The sequence below is a fragment of the Zoogloea sp. genome (assembly GCF_041911615.1).
Lineage (GTDB): Bacteria > Pseudomonadota > Gammaproteobacteria > Burkholderiales > Rhodocyclaceae > Zoogloea.
In genome coordinates, this window is record NZ_JAYROR010000094.1 from 25786 (window position 1) to 40956 (window position 15171).

17 protein-coding genes are annotated in these 15171 nt (G+C 69.1%); 3 read left to right on the forward strand and 14 right to left on the reverse strand.

The features are described 5' to 3' along the window. Positions 1-13: 13 nt before the first annotated feature. From ACE3P2_RS11305 to ACE3P2_RS11320, 4 genes are all read right to left on the reverse strand, one after another. Positions 14-985: a hydrolase gene (locus ACE3P2_RS11305; RefSeq protein WP_374264457.1), complete on the reverse strand. Its 972-nt coding sequence runs from the start codon at positions 983-985 to the stop codon at positions 14-16. Then, positions 982-1413 (reverse strand): nuclear transport factor 2 family protein, encoded by a 432-nt coding sequence (locus ACE3P2_RS11310; protein ID WP_374264458.1) that lies wholly within the window; start codon positions 1411-1413, stop codon positions 982-984. Before ACE3P2_RS11310 ends, ACE3P2_RS11305 begins: the two co-directional genes overlap by 4 nt. 82 nt (positions 1414-1495) lie before the next feature. After that, on the reverse strand, positions 1496-1696 hold the full coding sequence (locus ACE3P2_RS11315) for a zinc-finger domain-containing protein (protein WP_374264460.1): 201 nt from the start codon (positions 1694-1696) through the stop codon (positions 1496-1498). An 18-nt stretch (positions 1697-1714) separates the two neighbouring features. After that, positions 1715-2635 (reverse strand): branched-chain amino acid transaminase, encoded by a 921-nt coding sequence (locus ACE3P2_RS11320; RefSeq protein WP_374264462.1) that lies wholly within the window; start codon positions 2633-2635, stop codon positions 1715-1717. 119 nt (positions 2636-2754) lie between these two features. Here ACE3P2_RS11320 and ACE3P2_RS11325 point away from each other — a divergent pair, with 119 nt between their 5' ends. From ACE3P2_RS11325 to mnmA, 3 genes are read left to right on the forward strand one after another with little or no spacing between them, the layout of a single operon-like run. Further along, entirely contained in the window at positions 2755-3207 is a 453-nt protein-coding gene (locus ACE3P2_RS11325) for an NUDIX hydrolase (protein ID WP_374264464.1), read from the forward strand. Continuing rightward, on the forward strand, positions 3207-3788 hold the full coding sequence (locus ACE3P2_RS11330; RefSeq protein WP_374264466.1) for a hypothetical protein: 582 nt from the start codon (positions 3207-3209) through the stop codon (positions 3786-3788). The genes ACE3P2_RS11325 and ACE3P2_RS11330 overlap by 1 nt, the downstream gene beginning before the upstream one ends. Further along, complete coding sequence (gene mnmA / locus ACE3P2_RS11335; RefSeq protein ID WP_374264468.1) at positions 3778-4890, forward strand: tRNA 2-thiouridine(34) synthase MnmA; 1113 nt, start codon at positions 3778-3780, stop codon at positions 4888-4890. Before ACE3P2_RS11330 ends, mnmA begins: the two co-directional genes overlap by 11 nt. Before the next feature lie 70 nt (positions 4891-4960). Here the strand turns inward: mnmA and ACE3P2_RS11340 are convergent, their stop codons facing one another. The 10 genes from ACE3P2_RS11340 to ACE3P2_RS11385 form a co-directional block, all read right to left on the reverse strand. After that, a complete protein-coding gene (locus ACE3P2_RS11340) occupies positions 4961-5782 on the reverse strand; it encodes an NADPH-dependent oxidoreductase (protein ID WP_374264470.1) in 822 nt (273 codons plus the stop codon). 86 nt (positions 5783-5868) lie between these two features. Then, complete coding sequence (locus tag ACE3P2_RS11345) at positions 5869-6459, reverse strand: hypothetical protein (RefSeq protein WP_374264471.1); 591 nt, start codon at positions 6457-6459, stop codon at positions 5869-5871. Positions 6460-6563: 104 nt separating this feature from the next. Beyond that, the gene (locus ACE3P2_RS11350) at positions 6564-7196 is read right to left on the reverse strand and encodes a response regulator transcription factor (protein ID WP_374264473.1); all 633 of its coding nucleotides are present in this window, start codon (positions 7194-7196) and stop codon (positions 6564-6566) included. After that, a complete protein-coding gene (locus tag ACE3P2_RS11355) occupies positions 7189-10053 on the reverse strand; it encodes an ATP-binding protein (RefSeq protein WP_374264475.1) in 2865 nt (954 codons plus the stop codon). Before ACE3P2_RS11355 ends, ACE3P2_RS11350 begins: the two co-directional genes overlap by 8 nt. 51 nt (positions 10054-10104) lie before the next feature. Then, positions 10105-11118, reverse strand: a complete 1014-nt coding sequence (locus ACE3P2_RS11360) for a 2Fe-2S iron-sulfur cluster-binding protein (protein ID WP_374264477.1) — start codon at positions 11116-11118, stop codon at positions 10105-10107. A gap of 57 nt (positions 11119-11175) precedes the next feature. Further along, positions 11176-12162: an aromatic/alkene monooxygenase hydroxylase subunit beta gene (locus tag ACE3P2_RS11365; RefSeq protein WP_374264479.1), complete on the reverse strand. Its 987-nt coding sequence runs from the start codon at positions 12160-12162 to the stop codon at positions 11176-11178. Positions 12163-12203: 41 nt separating this feature from the next. Further along, positions 12204-12518, reverse strand: coding sequence for an MmoB/DmpM family protein (locus tag ACE3P2_RS11370; RefSeq protein WP_374264481.1), 315 nt, complete (start codon positions 12516-12518; stop codon positions 12204-12206). A 35-nt stretch (positions 12519-12553) separates the two neighbouring features. After that, on the reverse strand, positions 12554-12889 hold the full coding sequence (locus ACE3P2_RS11375) for a Rieske 2Fe-2S domain-containing protein (RefSeq protein ID WP_374264483.1): 336 nt from the start codon (positions 12887-12889) through the stop codon (positions 12554-12556). A 27-nt stretch (positions 12890-12916) separates the two neighbouring features. Further along, positions 12917-13180, reverse strand: a complete 264-nt coding sequence (locus tag ACE3P2_RS11380) for a toluene-4-monooxygenase system B family protein (RefSeq protein ID WP_374264485.1) — start codon at positions 13178-13180, stop codon at positions 12917-12919. A 64-nt stretch (positions 13181-13244) separates the two neighbouring features. Then, positions 13245-14750 (reverse strand): aromatic/alkene/methane monooxygenase hydroxylase/oxygenase subunit alpha, encoded by a 1506-nt coding sequence (locus ACE3P2_RS11385; protein ID WP_374264487.1) that lies wholly within the window; start codon positions 14748-14750, stop codon positions 13245-13247. Positions 14751-15171 lie beyond the last annotated feature (421 nt).

A 15171-nucleotide genomic window follows, 5' to 3' on the forward strand; every position in this document is an offset into this window, starting at 1 on the left:
CGGCGCGGGCGGATCAGTCGGGCGCCGTGAAAAAACGCACGAGGCGCTGCGGCAGCCAGTCCAGCCGCCCCGGCCAGGTGCCGCTGACGAAGCCCACATGGCCGCCTTCGGCGGGTTGTTCGAGGCGCACCGCGGGCCCGACTTCGTCCGGGCGCGGCAGGTAGCGGGCGGGCAGGAAGGGGTCGTTCCGCGGATTGATGACCAGCGTGGGCACGCGGATGTCGGCGAGATGCGGCTTGCTGGAGGCGCGCAGCCAGTAGTCGTCGGTGTCGCGGTAGCCGTGCAGCGGGGCGGTGACCAGGTTGTCGAAGGCGTAGAGACTGGCCGCGCGGCGCACCGCGTCGGCGTCGAACAGGCCGGGGTGGCGCTGTAGCTTGGCGAGGGCGCGCTGTTTGAGGGTGGCGAGGAAGTGGCGGGTGTAGAGCCGGTTGAAGCCGCGCCCGAGGTGGTGCCCGGCCGCGCTCAGGTCGAGGGGCGGGCAGATCGCGGCGGCGGCGTCGAGGTGGCGCAGGGCAGCCGCGCCGCGGGTGCCGAGCCATAGCAGCAGGGCGTTGCCGCCGAGCGAGACGCCGGCGGCGTAGCGCGGGGCGTCCGGATGGACGCCGGCAAGGCGTTCGAGAATCCAGCCGATCTCGTCGGCGTCGCCGGAATGGTAGGCACGGGGCTGGCGGTTGGGTTCGCCGGAGCAGCCGCGAAAGTGCGGTACCACGCCGTTCCAGCCGATCCCGGCGAGGTGGCGCATCAGGCTGCGGGCGTAGGGCGAGTGGCTCGATCCCTCGAGGCCGTGAAAGAGCACCACCAGCGGTGCCCCGGGGCGCCGGGGCAGCCAGTCGAGATCGATGAAATCGCCGTCGGGGGTGGTCCAGCGCTCGCGCCGGAAGGGGGGCAGCGGGCCCTTGCGCAAAAGCGGCCAGATCGTCTGGGCGTGGCCGCCGGGCAGCCAGCCCGGCGCCACGTAGCGGCTGGCGATGAGCGGGTGGGTCAATGGACGATGTGGGGGCTGTCGCTGCTGCGCAGGTTGTCCATGTCGGGGGCCGGCGAGGCGTGGTGCAGGACCAGGCGCCAGCCGAGCGCGCCGCGCACGAAGACGTTGGTGGCGATGATCGGCGGATGCAGGCGGTTGTCGCCTTCGAGGTGTACCCGTTGATGCACGGTGTGCACGGCAGTCATCACGTTGAGCCACTGTACCGGCTGGGTCGGGTGTACGACGATGCGGGTGCCGGCGCTGAACAGCTGGCGCCACGATTCGCGGATCGTCGCCAGTCCGACCAGGCGGATGCTGCCCGGGTGGATGCAGACGACTTCCTCCTCCTCGGACCACACCGCCATCATGCCGTCGAGGTCGGCACGGGAGAGCGCCGCGTAGAACGCGGCTTCGACTTCCTCGGGAGAGGTGAAGGGAGGAGGGCTCATGGCGGCGGTGGGGTGAGGAATGCGGGCGTGGATGTGACACGGGGGCGTTGCCGCCCCCGTGACGTCGGAACTTCAGAGCGTATCAGTGATGGCCCTTGGGAAGTTCACCCGAGAACACGTATTGGGCGCTGCAGTACGGGCAGGTGGCCGTGCCGTTGGCGGTGACGTCCAGGAAGACGCGCGGGTGGCGCGCCCACAGCGGGGCGTCGGGCATCGGGCAGTGCAGCGGGAGCTGCTTGGCCGTGACTTCGATGGGCTTGTTCTTGTCCTGATTTTCGGGCATGAGAGTCTCCTGAGTCGCTTAGATGTAAGCCAGCCAGTGTTCGTACTCGGGCGCCTTGCCGGTGACGATCTCGAAGAAGCGCTGCTGCAGCTTGTGGGTGATCGGGCCACGCTTGCCGGCGCCGATGATGCGACCATCCACGTCGCGGATCGGGGTGACTTCGGCGGCGGTGCCGGTGAAGAAGGCTTCGTCGGCGATGTAGAGGTCGTCGCGGGTGATGCGCTTGGAGACGACGTCGAGGCCGAACTCCTTGGCGACCTGGATCACCGAGGCGCGGGTGATGCCGGTGAGGGCGGAGGCGATCTCGGGTTCGTAGATCACGCCATCCTTGACGACGAAGAGGTTCTCGCCGGCGCCTTCGGCCACGAAGCCGTTGGTGTCGAGCAGCAGGGCTTCGTCGTAGCCGGCCTCGGTGGCCTCGGCGTTGGCGAGGATCGAGTTGGCGTAGGTGGAGGACAGCTTGGCGCGCGGCATCGTCACGTTGACGTGGTGGCGGGCGAAGGAGGAGACCTTGACGCGGATGCCGTGCTCGAGGGCTTCCTCGCCGAGGTAGGCGCCCCACGGCCAGGCGGCGACGGCGACGTGGATCGTGGCGCCCTTGGTGGAGATACCCATCTTTTCGGAGCCGTAGAAGGCGATCGGGCGCAGGTAGCAGGATTCGAGCTTGTTGGCGCGGACGACTTCCAGCTGGGCCTCCATGAGTTCTTCCTTGGAGTAAGGAATGTCCATCATGTAGATCTTGCCGGAGTTGAGCAGACGCTGGGTGTGCTCGGCGAGACGGAAGATGGCAGTGCCCTTGACGGTGTTGTACGCCCGGACGCCCTCGAAGACGGCGAGGCCGTAGTGGAGGGAGTGGGTCAGCACGTGGGTGGTTGCCTCACGCCACGGGACGAGCTTGCCGTCGTACCAGATGAAACCGTCGCGGTCTGCCATTGACATTGTGGAGATCTCCAGCTGAAAACAGAAAATTTAAGCGCTCGATTCTAGCGCATTCTGCGGGTCTGCGGACCGCCGCGCCGAAGGGGGTAAAATGGCGGCTTTGCGAGCACGGAGTGTCCATGAGAATCTGGAAGCCGAATGTCACCGTGGCCGCGGTGGTGGAGCGCGACGGGCGCTTCCTGCTGGTGGAAGAGGAAACCGAGGACGGCCTGCGCTTCAACCAGCCGGCCGGGCACCTGGACCGGGGCGAATCCCTGGTGGCGGCGGTGGCCCGCGAGGCGCTGGAGGAAACCGCCCACCATTTCCGGCCCGAGAGCCTGGTGGGCATCTACCAGTGGCCGCGGCCTGCCGGCGACATCACCTACCTGCGCTTCGCGTTCGCCGGCACCGTGACCGGCTTCGAGCCGGAGCGCCCGCTCGATACGCCCATCGTGCGCGCGGTGTGGCTGAGCCTCGACGAACTGCGGGCGAGCCGCGAACGCCACCGCAGCCCGCTGATCCTGCAGTGCTGCGAGGATTACGTCGCCGGGCGGCGTTATCCGCTCGAACTGATCCGGCACTACGACGCGTGATGCGGGCGCGGCGTCGCCTGCTGGCCGCGTCGCTCTGCGCGGTGGCCCTCGCGGGGGGCGCCGCGCGCGCCGACGAGCAGGTGACGATCTGTTACAACTACGGCTGCCTGGCGCAGGCGGAGGTATCGTTTTCGGAGGCGCAGCTGGCGGACGTGGCCGCGCGATTGCTGCGTGCCGATTCGCCGCCGGCCGAGCGGGCCATCGTGGCCCAGGTGATGGGCCAGCTGTATCGCTGGGCCGGCGAGCAGTCGCCGATCTGGGCGGATCGTCCGGGCGATTACCTGGATTTCGGTGAAAACGGCATGATGGACTGCATCGATCACGCCACCTCGACGACGCGCCTGCTCGAGATGCTGGCAGCGCGCGGGATGCTGCGTTTTCATGTGGTCGACCCGATCCGTCGGCGGGTGCGCTGGGTGTTCGCCCAGCACTTTTCGGCGGTGCTGCGGGAGCGCAGCGAGGAGGCGCCGGACGGCGGCGCGCGTTTTGTGGTGGATACCTGGTTCGGGGAACACGGCGATCCGGCCGTGGTGCTGCCCCTGGAAGACTGGCTCAATGGAGAGGGACCGAATGTCTCGTAAGGAAAAAGTCGTCGTCGGCATGTCCGGTGGCGTGGATTCGTCGGTGGCGGCCTTGCTGCTCAAGCAGCAGGGCTACGACGTGGTCGGCCTGTTCATGAAGAACTGGGAGGACGACGACGACGACGAATACTGCTCGACCCGCCAGGATCTGGTGGATGTGGTCTCGGTGGCCGACGTGCTGGGCATCGACCTGGAGGTCGTGAACTTCTCGAAGGAATACAAGGAGCGGGTGTTCGCCGACTTCCTGCGCGAGTACGAAGCCGGCCGCACGCCGAACCCGGACATCCTGTGCAACTCGGAGATCAAGTTCCGGGCCTTCCTGGATCACGCGATGGCCCTCGGCGCCGACCGCATCGCCACCGGCCACTACGCGCAGGTGCGCGAATGGACCAACGACGGCCGTACCGAATTCCAGCTCCTGAAGGCCGAGGACGGCACCAAGGACCAGAGCTACTTCCTGTATCGCCTGAACCAGGCGCAGCTCTCGAAGACGCTGTTCCCGATCGGCCACCTGTACAAGCGCGACGTGCGCAAGATCGCCGAGGCGGCGAACCTGCACGTGCATGCCAAGAAGGATTCGACCGGCATCTGCTTCATCGGCGAGCGGCCGTTCCGCGAGTTCCTGTCGCGCTACCTGCCGGCCAGGCCGGGCGAGATCCGCACGCTGGAGGGCGACAAGGTGATCGGCCAGCATCAGGGCTTGATGCACCACACCATCGGCCAGCGCAAGGGCCTGCAGATCGGCGGCATCAAGGGTAACCAGGATGACGCCGGCGAGCACGACGCCTGGTACGCGGCGGTCAAGGACGTGGCGAAGAACGTGCTGTACGTCGTCCAGGGCCACGATCACCCGGCCCTGCTGAAGGACCGTCTGATCGCCGCCGATCTGTCCTGGGTGTCGGGCCGCGATCCGCGCACCCACTGGGTGTACACCGCCAAGCCGCGCTACCGCACGCCGGACGCGCCGTGCGAGATCGACGCGCTGGCCGGCGGCCGGGCGGAGATTGCGTTCGCCCAGCCCCAGTGGGCGGTGACGCCGGGCCAGAGCGTGGTGATCTACGAAAGCCGGGTGTGCCTCGGCGGCGGGATCATCGTCGGCTGAGCGTACCCACCGGGCCGGCCGCGAGGCGGCCGGACGGCGCGACGGGGGCGGTGACGCCCCCGTCTTGCGTTTACCGGAGCGGAAAGCCCAGCGCGTGCAGCGCCTCGACCAGCCGGTCGCGGCCGGACAGGGCGGCGGCGTCGCGCACGCGCTTGGCGGAATGATTCGACCAGGTGCCCCGGACCTTCATGCCCTGGCTGGCGTAAAAGGCGGCCATGGCCGCGTCGTAGCGGGTCAGTCCGTCGGCCTGGGCCGGCAGCGAATAGGTTTCGTGGTGCAGCACCACCGCCTGGGGTGGGCGCGGCTTGACGTCGGCGGGCTGGGCCGGGTCGGGCGTGCCGACGCACAGGCCGAACACCGCGACCACCCGGGGCGGCAGCTGCAGCTCGGCGGCGACGGCTTCGGGCTGGTTGCGGATGCCGCCGATGTAGACGGTGCCGAGGCCGAGGGATTCGGCGGCGGCCACGGCGTTCTGGGCGGCCAGCGCGGCGTCGATGACGCCGACTTCGAACATTTCCAGGTAGTCCAGCGCGGCGTGGGCTTCGCCCACCTTGTCGGCCACCGCCTCGAGCCGTGCCAGGTCGGCCAGCCAGACGAGGAGCAGCGGCGCCTGGCGGATGTGCGGCTGATCGCCGGCATGCAGCGACAGGCGCGCCTTGCGCTCGGGGTCGCGCACCGCGACGACGCTCCAGGCGTGGAGGTTGGACGAACTGGCGGCCGACTGGGCGGCGGCGACGATGGCGGCGAGCTGGTCGTCCGCGACCGGATCGGGCAGGTAGGCGCGCACCGAGCGGTGGGCGAGCAGGTGGTCGATGATCGGCGAGCCGGCGGCCGGCACGGCGACGTCGGTTGCGCCGTAGCGAGCGTGGTACAGGGAAGCGCGGGTGGTCATGGCAGTCCTGGCGGGAGGTGGCGGGGCAGGCGGCGGGCGCCGCCTGCGATCAAAACGCCGATTTTAGCGCCAGCTGCCGGCCCGGGTCAGTTGGCGCGGGTGCGGCGGGGACGGCTCGGCGGGGCGACTTCGATGCTTTCCGACGGGTCGGCCGGCTCCAGTTCGCCGGACAGCGCTTCGGATACCTGACGGACCTGATCCTCGACCAGGTCGGCGCCACGGGCGGCGGCATCGGCGAGCTCGTTGAAGCTGCTCTCGGCCTGGCGGATCGCGCTGCGCACGTGGTCGATGGCGACCTCGCCGTTGGCGTCGGCGGAGAGGGCGGCGCGATCCATCTGGCGCATCATCACCTTGTCGAGCACGGCGACCTGGTCCTTGGCCATCTGGAGGATGGCCTGCTGGGCGTCGCCGATGATCCCGAAGCATTCGCTGACCAGGCTGGCGGATTCGCTGCGCCATTCGTTGATGCGCTCGAGCGGTACGTTGTCGAAGCGGATCGACGGGCTTTCGGCCAGCTCCTCGAGGTGCAGGCGGCCTTCCTCGAGGGCCTGGCGGCCGGCGCGCAGGGCTACTTCGGCGAGCTTTTCGGTGGCTTCGACCCACACGCGCGAGGCGGCGTGCAGGTTGTCGAGGGTGTGCAGGCGGGTTTGCTGGATGTCGGTGGGGGACAGGTACATGACGGTCTCCGGAGTGAAAGACGGGCTTGCCAGCCTAATGCCGATGCGTTGCAGCGGCATGACGCACGGGCACGCATTTGTAAGCGCCTGTTGTCCGGCGGCGCCTACTCGAGCTGCAGGCGCTCCATCATCCGCACCAGATCGGGCAGGGAGGCGACGCCCATCTTGCGCATCACGTTGTGGCGATGGACCTTGACCGTCATTTCGGTGACGCCGAGGGCCGCGGCAGCCTGCTTGTTGAGGGCGCCCTTGACCATGAACGCGATGACTTCCTTCTCGCGGGCGGTGAGGGTGGCGTGCTTGCGGCGGATCTCGTCGAGCTCGCCGTGGGTCTGGCGCTCGCTGCGGGCGCGGGCCAGGGCGGTGGCGATGGCGCCCAGCAGCGCCTCGTCGCGGAAGGGTTTGGGCAGGAATTCGACCGCCCCTTCCTTCATGGCGTGGACGGCCATCGGGATGTCGCCGTGACCGGTGATGAAGATGATCGGGATCGGGTCGCCGCGCTCGGCGAGGGCGTGCTGAAGTTCCATGCCGCTCATTTCGGGCATACGCACGTCGAGGATCAGACAGGCTGCGCCGGGCGGGCGGGGCGCCTGCAGGAAGGCGGTGGCCGAGGCGTGGGTCTCGACCGCCAGGCCCACCGAACGGATCAGGCTGCTGAGGGCTTCGCGCACCGAGCGGTCGTCGTCGACGACGATGACGAGGTCGGGGGCGGCGGGCGGGGGCGTTTTGTCAGCCATGGGGCAGGGTGAAGACGAAGCAGGCGCCGGGCTCGGTGGTGTCCAGCCAGAGGCGGCCGCCGTGGTTCTCGATGATCGAGCGGCTGATCGCGAGGCCCATGCCGAGCCCGTCGGGCTTGGTGGAGAAGAAGGCGTCGAAGAGGCGCGCGGCGTGGGCGGGGGCGATGCCCGGCCCGTCGTCGTGCACGGCGATGCGCACCCCGGCCGGGTCGTCGGCGACCCGCAGGGTGATTTCGCGCCGCGCCGGGGGCAGATCCTTGACGGCGTCCACGGCGTTGACCACGAGGTTGAGGATGACCTGCTGCAGCTGCACCGCGTCGGCGGTGAGGGCGGGCATCGCCGCCGGCAGGCACACGCGCACCCGCACGCCCTGCTCGGCGAGCATCGCCTGGAGCATCTTGAGCAGTTCGTCCACGAGGCGGGCGAGGTCGATGGGCTCGCGCTTGATCTCGCCGGCGCGCAGGAACTTGCGGATGCGCGCGATCACCGCGCCGGCCAGGCTGGCGTCGCGGCTCACCCGGTGCAGCGCGGCGGCGACTTCGTCGAGGTTGGGGGTAGGCAGCGACAGCCAGCGCAGGGCGGCCTGGCTGTTGGTGGTGATGGCCGAGAGGGGCTGGTTGACCTCGTGGGCGATGGAGGCGGCGAGTTCGCCCATGGCGGTGAAGCGCGATACCCGGGCCAGTTCGGCGCGGGTGGCGGCGAGGGATTGCTCGGCCTCCAGGCGCGAGGTGATGTCCTCGACGATCACCGCCAGCATCGGGCCGTCCTCGGCAATGGCGGGGATGCGCGAGGCGAACACGTTGGCCCACAGCAGGCCGCCGTCGCGACGCTCGTAGCGCTTCTGGGCGTGGTAGCCGGTCAGCACGCCGTCGAACAGGCCGTGAACGTTGCGGATGGTGGTGGCACGCTCGGAGGCTTCGGTGAGGGCGATCAGCGAGACGCCGGTGATCGCGTCGGCGGCGTAGCCGAGCATTCGCTGCAGGGCGGGGTTGGCGGTGACGATCTTGCCGTCCCGGTCGGCCAGGGCGATGCCGACGGCGGTGTTTTCGTAGAGCCCCAGCCAGCGCCGGTCGGCCACCTGCAGGGCGGTGAAGCTGCGCTGCAGCGATTTGCGGCTTTCCACCAGGCTGGCGGTGAGTTCCCAGATGTCGGAGGCCTGGGAGTTGAGCTCCTTCTGCAGGATGTCCACGGTGCGCTTGACGGTGACGAGGTTGCGCACGCGGGCGCGCAGCTCCTGGGGCGAGAAGGGCTTGGTGAGGTAGTCCTGCACCAGTTCGTCGAGCAGCTTCTCGCGCAGGGCGTCGTCGGCGCGGGCGGAGAGTACCAGCACCGGCACGTTGGGAAAGCCCGGCGCGGCGCGCAGGGTGCGGATGAAGGCCTCGCCGTCGCAGCGCGGCATCATCAGGTCGGTGATGATGAGGTCGGGCGGGTCGTCCAGGGCGGCGCGCAGGGCCGCCTCGCCGTCTTCCTCGAGGCGCACGTTGTATTCGTCCACCAGCACGTCGTGCAGGAAGAGGCGCAGGTCGGTGTTGTCCTCCACCACCAGCACGCGCGGCTGGCCGGGGCGGAAGGGCATCGCGGCGAGGCTCGCCGGGCCCTGGGCGGGGGCGCTGGTCTCGGGCGGCTGCAGGCGTGGGGCGTCCTGCGCGGTGCCGGCGCGCACGTAGGCGCCCTCGGGGGCCTGCATGGGCAGCTCGACCTGGAATACCGCGCCGCCGCCGGGGGCGTCCACGACCACCACGGTACCCCGGTGCAGCTCGACGAACTCCTTGACGATGTTGAGCCCCAGTCCGCTGCCGCTGGCACCGAGGCGGGCGTCGCCCTGGGTGAAGCGGTCGAAGATGGCCTGCTTCATGGCGTCGGCCACGCCGGGGCCGGTGTCCTGGACCCCGACGAGCAGGCGGTCGCCGGGCAGGCGCTGGGCGCTGCAGCCGATGCGCCCGCCGTCGGGGGTGAACTTGAAGGCGTTGGAGAGCAGGTTGCTCACCACGCGGACGAACTTGGCGCGATCCACGTCGGCGTAGAGGGCGGCGTCGCCATGCACCGCGAGGCGGATGCCGCGCTCCTCGGCGATGGCCTCGAAGCCGGCGGCGATCTCGCGGATCAGCGCTAGCACATCTACGTGGGAGAAGGCCATCGGCATCCGGTCGGCGTCGATGCGGGCGAGGTCGAGCAGGTTGTTCACCTGTTCGAGCAGCGAGCGGGCGTTGCGCTCGATCGCCGCGAGGCGGAAGCGGTCGCGCTCGCCGAGGGCTGCGCCGTCGCGGATCAGCTGGTCCACGGGGCCGAGGATCAGCGCCAGCGGAGTGCGCAGTTCGTGGCTGACGTTGGCGAAGAACTGGGTCTTGTAGCCGTCGATCTCGCGCAGTTTCTCGAGGGCGACCTGCAGCTCGCCATTCTTGCGCGTGAGCTCGGCGCTGCGCTCGACCTTCTCGGTGATGTTGCGCCCTTCGGGGAGCAGGAAGCTGACGTCGCCGGCGTCGTCGAGGATCGGGGTGAGGGAGAAGTCGATGGCGATGGTGCGGCTGCCGTGCTGGTCGCCGAACACCTCGAAGTCGCAGCGCACGAAGCGGCCGCTGCGGGCTTCCTCGATCATCGCCTTGACGCGCTGGCGTACCTCGTCGGACACCGCCCACCAGCGCGCCTGCCAGAAGGGCCGGCCGATCACGTCGGCGAGGCACAGGCCGGCGCCGTCGAGCGCCGCCTGATTGATTTCCAGCACGTTGCCGTCCACGTCCAGCAGGCCGAGGAACTGGTACATCGAGTCGAGGATGATGCGCGCCATCTTCTGGCGGCGCACCTCGGGTTGGTCGCGGGCATCGAGTACGACGCCACGCACCGATTTGTGTGACTTCACCGGGCGGAATTCCCCCACGCTGCGCGGGCCCCGCCGGGGCGGGGCGAGCGGTCAGAAGAAACGGTCGAAATGGATCTGCCCGAAGGGTACCCGATGCTCGACCATCAGGCTTTCCTGGAGCGCCTGGGTCATGGGCGGCGGACCGGCGAAATAGAACTCGTAGTCGGCGAGCGCGCCGGGCAGGTGGGCCGCCATCCGCGCATGTACGAAGCCGGTCTCGCCGCGCCAACGGCCGTCGTCGCCGGGCACCGACACCACCGGCACGTAGGCGATCCGCGGGCCGGCGCCGAGGGCGGCGAGCATGTCCTCGCCGCACACGTCCTGCGGGGTGCGCGCGCCGTAGAAGAAGTACAGGCGGCGGTCGGCCAGCAGGCCGGCCCCGGCGGCGCCGCGGGCGATGGAGATCATCGGCGCGAGGCCCGAGCCGCCGGCCACGCAGACGATGTCGCGCGGCGCGTCGGTGCGCAGGCTGGCGGTGCCGTAGGGGCCGTCGAGGCCGATGGTGTCGCCCGGGCGGAGCTGGTCGAACAGCACGCGGGTGCCGCGGCCGTCGGGCACGCGGCGGATCTGGAAGTGCCACTCGCCGCGGTCGTTGCCGGTGTTGGAGAGGGAGTAGGCGCGCGAAGCGCCGACGCCGGGCAGGTCGAGCATGGCGTACTGGCCGGGCAGGAAGGCCGCCGGGCCGTCGGCCTGGAAGCGGAATTCCGACAGGTCGTGGGTGATCGGGCGCACGCCGACCAGGCGCGCCTGGTGGCGCTGGGGGCGGATCTTCGGCACGCAGTCGGGGGCGAGCGGGGCCTTGATGGCGATCGGGCCGTTGGCGCGGCACTGGCAGGCGAGCAGGCGGCCGCGGCGGCGGTCGCGGTCGCCCAGGCCGGGCGCGTCGGGCCACAGGTTGTCCACCTGGCCGTCGATGAGTTCGAACTTGCAGGCGCCGCAGCCGCCCGAGTTGCATTCGTACGGCAGGCCGTGGCCGGCGCGCAGGGCGGCGCGCAGGATGGTGTCGCGTGCGTCCTGCTCGAAGCGCGGGCCGTCGGGGCCGTTCAAGAGGATGGATGTGCTCATGGGAGTCCTCCGGCCGGCGCGGGGCGTGGTGCTCCGCGCCGGCACCTGGGTGCGGGCTTACAGGCCGAGGCTGCGGCGGAAGTCGCGGGTGGCGGCGCGGGCCGTGTCGGCAGCGCCGGGCACGTCGGGCAGGGCCTGGCAGTAAGCGTCGATGGCGGCATCGGCCAGCGGCGTCCAGCGGGCCACGCAGTCGCGCAGGAAGGTGATGTTCTCCGGCGTCTCGAGGGCGCAGCGCACGAAGGCGGCGGCCCAGCGGCGATGGCGGGCGGAGTCGATCAGCTGGGCGTCGGTGACGAGCCCCAGCAAGGTGTCGCCGTTGTGGCGGGCGGCGTCGCCGAGGCGGCGCTGCACGGTTTCCTCGATGGCGGGTTTGGCGACGAGGTTGAGGGCGACGACGGCCTCGCTCCAGTCCCAGGCGGTGAGCAGCTTTTCCATGAGCTCGCGAAAGCCTTGCCAGGCGGGATCGGTTTCCCAGTAGCGGCGCTCGTCGATGCCGAAGCCGGTCTCGGCGAAGGTCTGCGACAGCTCCTTGGTGCGGTAGGCGGTGTGGGAGAGCCAGCGCAGGCTGTCGGCCATCTGGAAATAGTGGCAGTTGGTGAGCGTGCTGGCGGGCGAAACCTGGCCGACGTAGGCCGACGCCATCTGCAGGGTGTGGAACAGGTAGCGCGCCGGGGTGTACAGCCGGGCGAGGGTGCCGGCCCAGCGCGGGTCGAGGGCCTTGTCGTGCTCGCGCTGGTTGAACTGGTCGAAGAGGCTGAAGACGTAGGTCTCCTGGCCGTCCTGCATCAGGTTGTAGGTGCGGTAGACGACCTCGTCCGGGTCGCGGAAGCTGTTCCAGTCGGCGTGCTTGAGCGGCGTGCCGAAGGTGTGCTGCTTGTACCAGCGGTTCATGAACATGTCGGGCGCGAGCTCGTACGGCGCGTTCGGGTCCCGGTCGTTGTAGTGCAGGTTGGTGCTGACGATCTCGTATTCGCTGGGCTTGCGGCGGCGCGCGGCCAGGTGGCTCCAGGTCTTCTGGGGCTTGAGCACTTGGGCTTCGGTCATGGGGGTCTCCTCGGCGAGGTTTTCTGGGTGTGGGGCGCGGGTCAGAGGGTCTTGGTGAGGTAGAAGCGGACCGAGTCGTCGCGGCTCTCGATCTGGCCGGCGAAGGAGCTGAGGTCCACCTCCAGATCGTTCATCCGAAACGGCCGGCCGAGTTCTTCCTCGATGGTCGCCTGACGCAGCACCATCTCCTGCTCGGCGTGGATGCGGATGTAGGCGCGCTTGTCGTCCACGAAGATTTCCTTGCCCGGGTTGTCGACCCGGGCGGCCTCGATGACGGCCTGGGCGAGGTCGCCGGCGCGCATGACAGGGCCGACGAGGTTGTTGTGATAGGCCTGCGTGGCCTTGGCGGTGCTCATGGTGTCCTCCTCCTTCTCGTTATGCGGGGCCGCGCTCAGCTATGGGCGAACAGCGGCTCGATGCCTTCGGTGCTCACGTAGACGTCGTCGCCGTCCAGGCGCACCGGGTAGGTGGCCAGCGCGCAGTCGTCGGGGTTGATGCCCTGGCCGCTGCTGGCGTCGAACTGCCACAGGTGGGCCCGGCAGATGAGCTTCTTGCCGTCGAACTTGCCCTCGACGAGGGCGATGTCCTGGTGCGGGCAGATCCCCTGGAAAGCCTTGATCTCGCCGCCCTCGGCGCAGACCAGCAGCACTTCGTGGCCATCGACGGTGAAGGCTTCCATCTCGCCTTCCCACAGGTCGTCGACCGTGCATACCTTGGTGAAACTCATGGTGTCCTCCGTTTCGGGTCGTGGCGGTCAGGCCTCGGCCTGCCAGATGATCTCGACGGTCTCGGTGGGACGAAAGCCCGCGTCGGCCACCTTCAGGGTGCGCGGCAGGAACTCGCTGCTGCCCTGACGGCGCACCCGCAGGATGTGACCGGGGCGGGCGCGCACGCGGCGGCCGACGGAGTGCACGGCTGCGGCGGCGGCCACCTCGTCCATGGTGTTCTCCGTATCGACGGGCACCAGTTGCAGGACGAAGTCGCCCTCGAAATTGGAGGTCAGGGGGAAAAGGGCCATTTTTGTCTCCTCGTTGTGTTCTGTTTGGCGGCCGGGACGCGCCCGGCCGCGGGCCAGGGCTCGGTCAGCCGGCCTTGCGGGTTTCGCGCAGGGCGCGGTAGACCTCGGCCCAGGCGTAGTTGTGGGCGTCGTCGCCCATCTCGCCGGGGGCGAGGTTCATGTAGGCGAGGGCGCCTTCGAGGTTGGGCGGCTGGATCATCCCGGCCAGGAAGCGGTCGACGATGGAGAGGTGGCCGGCGTAGCGCTCGGGCTCCTGCTCGAAGACCCAGCGGTCCACTTCCGAGCCGAAGTGGTACAGGCGTCCGTTGTATTCGAGCGGGTAGTCCTTGACGTTCCAGCCCTTGCCCGGCGTGCCCAGGATGGGCAGCTGGCACATGTTGCAGACGTAGGGCAGGGTCTCGGGGTAGGTCATGGCCATGTTGCCGTCGACCACGTTGTCGATGATGACGTCCCAGCACTGGCCCCAGGTGTCGTTCCAGCCGGGGTATTTCTCCTCGAGCCAGGCGCGCTCGGCAGGGGTGACGCCGGCGGCCGGGTTCCACCACACGGTGGGGCGCCAGTAGTAGGAACCCAGGTGCATGCCGTGGTGGGTCTCGGAGAGATCCTTGAGGAAGATGTCCCAGTACCAGGGCAGCTCGAGGCCCATGTCGGTCAGTGCGCGCTCGAACTGGGCGACGATCCACTCCTCCATGAACTCCTTGAACGACTGCTTGCGGTGCTCGAGCGGCGTGTAGTAGTCCATGATCGGGCCGGTGAGCACCGAGAACAGCTTCCAGGCGCCCCACACGGCGATGTCCACGCGCTTCTGGGCCTCGGCCTTCTGGCCGTTCTCGATCAGCACCTTGAGGGCCGGGCCGCCGATCTGGGCGTGGCGCGATTCGTCGGTCTGGATGCTGGAGATGAGGTTGGCGAAGGTGTGGTCGCCGGCTTCGGCGGCGTCGGCGGCGAGGCCGAGGAACTGCATGTTGGTGAAGCCGGTTTCGAAGCTGAAAGTGAGCATGATCGACACGCTGATGGCGTCGCGGGTCATCATGATGTCGTCGAAGAAGTGCCGCGCGGCGATCATCGCCCAGTCGTTGCTGTCGTAGGCCTTGAAGGCCCAGTCCATCTGGCGGTCTTTCGAGACGTGCTCGTGGGGGAAGTAGAGCTGCATCTGGCCGTGGCGGATCTCGTCCATGCAGCCGAGCGTGGCCATGTTGCGCATCCCCGGCGCCTTGGAGAAGCGCATCATGCGCGCCTCGGCGCTGGCGGCGGCGTATTCGCCGCGGGCGATGGCGCCGTAGTGGGCCTTCATCACCGACTTCCAGCCCGGATCGGCGTTCTCGAAGATGCGGCTGCGTTCCAGCGCGGCCTTCACCGAGTAGGCGCCGGCGTCCTTCTCGCGCTGCACCTTCACGTATTCGGGGTAGGTCTGCTTGTAGGGCTCGTCGTAGCCTTCCCAGGCGGCCAGCGGCAGGCCGAAGGTGCCCGAGAGCTCGGGCGGAAAGAGCGCGTCCTCGGTCACGTAGGTTGGGGTCCAGTTGGTGGTCCGGGCAATGTCATACCAGTCCATCCGGTTGAGTACGGCCATGTGTGTCTCCTCTTGTGGTGGGATGCGGGCGCCGGGTGGCACCCCCCTTGTCCGGGCGGTCGGTGCCGTCCGGATCGACGGGTCGAAGGCCCGTGGCCGTTCAACCTTGCAGGCCGCAAGTTAGCGGGAATGCCCGCGCGAAAAAATTAGACGAAGGTTTAGATGCCCTGCAGCAAGTCCGTCCGCATGGCCCGCCGCGCCTCGGCTGGATCGACTTTCCCGCAGTGCGAGACCGGTTTTTTCGACTTAACCGAGGGGGTGATCCACTGCTAACATCGGCCGGTGCATCCCGACGTCCTGTCCTTCCTCCCTTTCCTGCCGATCTTTCCGTTCCTCGTGGCCTTCGTCGTGGGTGCGTTGCCGGCGGCCGCGCGGCGGCTGTCCGCCGTGCTCGCGGGCGGCGCAATGCTGGCGGCGGGCG

Excerpts from the sequence above, each read along its gene's own strand:
- ACE3P2_RS11310 (WP_374264458.1), bottom strand. The coding sequence starts at position 1,413 with ATGAGCCCTCCTCCCTTCACCTCTCCCGAGGAAGTCGAAGCCGCGTTC.
- ACE3P2_RS11315 (WP_374264460.1), bottom strand. The coding sequence starts at position 1,696 with ATGCCCGAAAATCAGGACAAGAACAAGCCCATCGAAGTCACGGCCAAG.
- ACE3P2_RS11320 (WP_374264462.1), bottom strand. The coding sequence starts at position 2,635 with ATGTCAATGGCAGACCGCGACGGTTTCATCTGGTACGACGGCAAGCTC.
- ACE3P2_RS11325 (WP_374264464.1), top strand. The coding sequence starts at position 2,755 with ATGAGAATCTGGAAGCCGAATGTCACCGTGGCCGCGGTGGTGGAGCGC.
- ACE3P2_RS11330 (WP_374264466.1), top strand. The coding sequence starts at position 3,207 with ATGCGGGCGCGGCGTCGCCTGCTGGCCGCGTCGCTCTGCGCGGTGGCC.
- mnmA (WP_374264468.1), top strand. The coding sequence starts at position 3,778 with ATGTCTCGTAAGGAAAAAGTCGTCGTCGGCATGTCCGGTGGCGTGGAT.
- ACE3P2_RS11340 (WP_374264470.1), bottom strand. The coding sequence starts at position 5,782 with ATGACCACCCGCGCTTCCCTGTACCACGCTCGCTACGGCGCAACCGAC.
- ACE3P2_RS11345 (WP_374264471.1), bottom strand. The coding sequence starts at position 6,459 with ATGTACCTGTCCCCCACCGACATCCAGCAAACCCGCCTGCACACCCTC.
- ACE3P2_RS11350 (WP_374264473.1), bottom strand. The coding sequence starts at position 7,196 with ATGGCTGACAAAACGCCCCCGCCCGCCGCCCCCGACCTCGTCATCGTC.
- ACE3P2_RS11360 (WP_374264477.1), bottom strand. The coding sequence starts at position 11,118 with ATGAGCACATCCATCCTCTTGAACGGCCCCGACGGCCCGCGCTTCGAG.
- ACE3P2_RS11365 (WP_374264479.1), bottom strand. The coding sequence starts at position 12,162 with ATGACCGAAGCCCAAGTGCTCAAGCCCCAGAAGACCTGGAGCCACCTG.
- ACE3P2_RS11370 (WP_374264481.1), bottom strand. The coding sequence starts at position 12,518 with ATGAGCACCGCCAAGGCCACGCAGGCCTATCACAACAACCTCGTCGGC.
- ACE3P2_RS11375 (WP_374264483.1), bottom strand. The coding sequence starts at position 12,889 with ATGAGTTTCACCAAGGTATGCACGGTCGACGACCTGTGGGAAGGCGAG.
- ACE3P2_RS11380 (WP_374264485.1), bottom strand. The coding sequence starts at position 13,180 with ATGGCCCTTTTCCCCCTGACCTCCAATTTCGAGGGCGACTTCGTCCTG.
- ACE3P2_RS11385 (WP_374264487.1), bottom strand. The coding sequence starts at position 14,750 with ATGGCCGTACTCAACCGGATGGACTGGTATGACATTGCCCGGACCACC.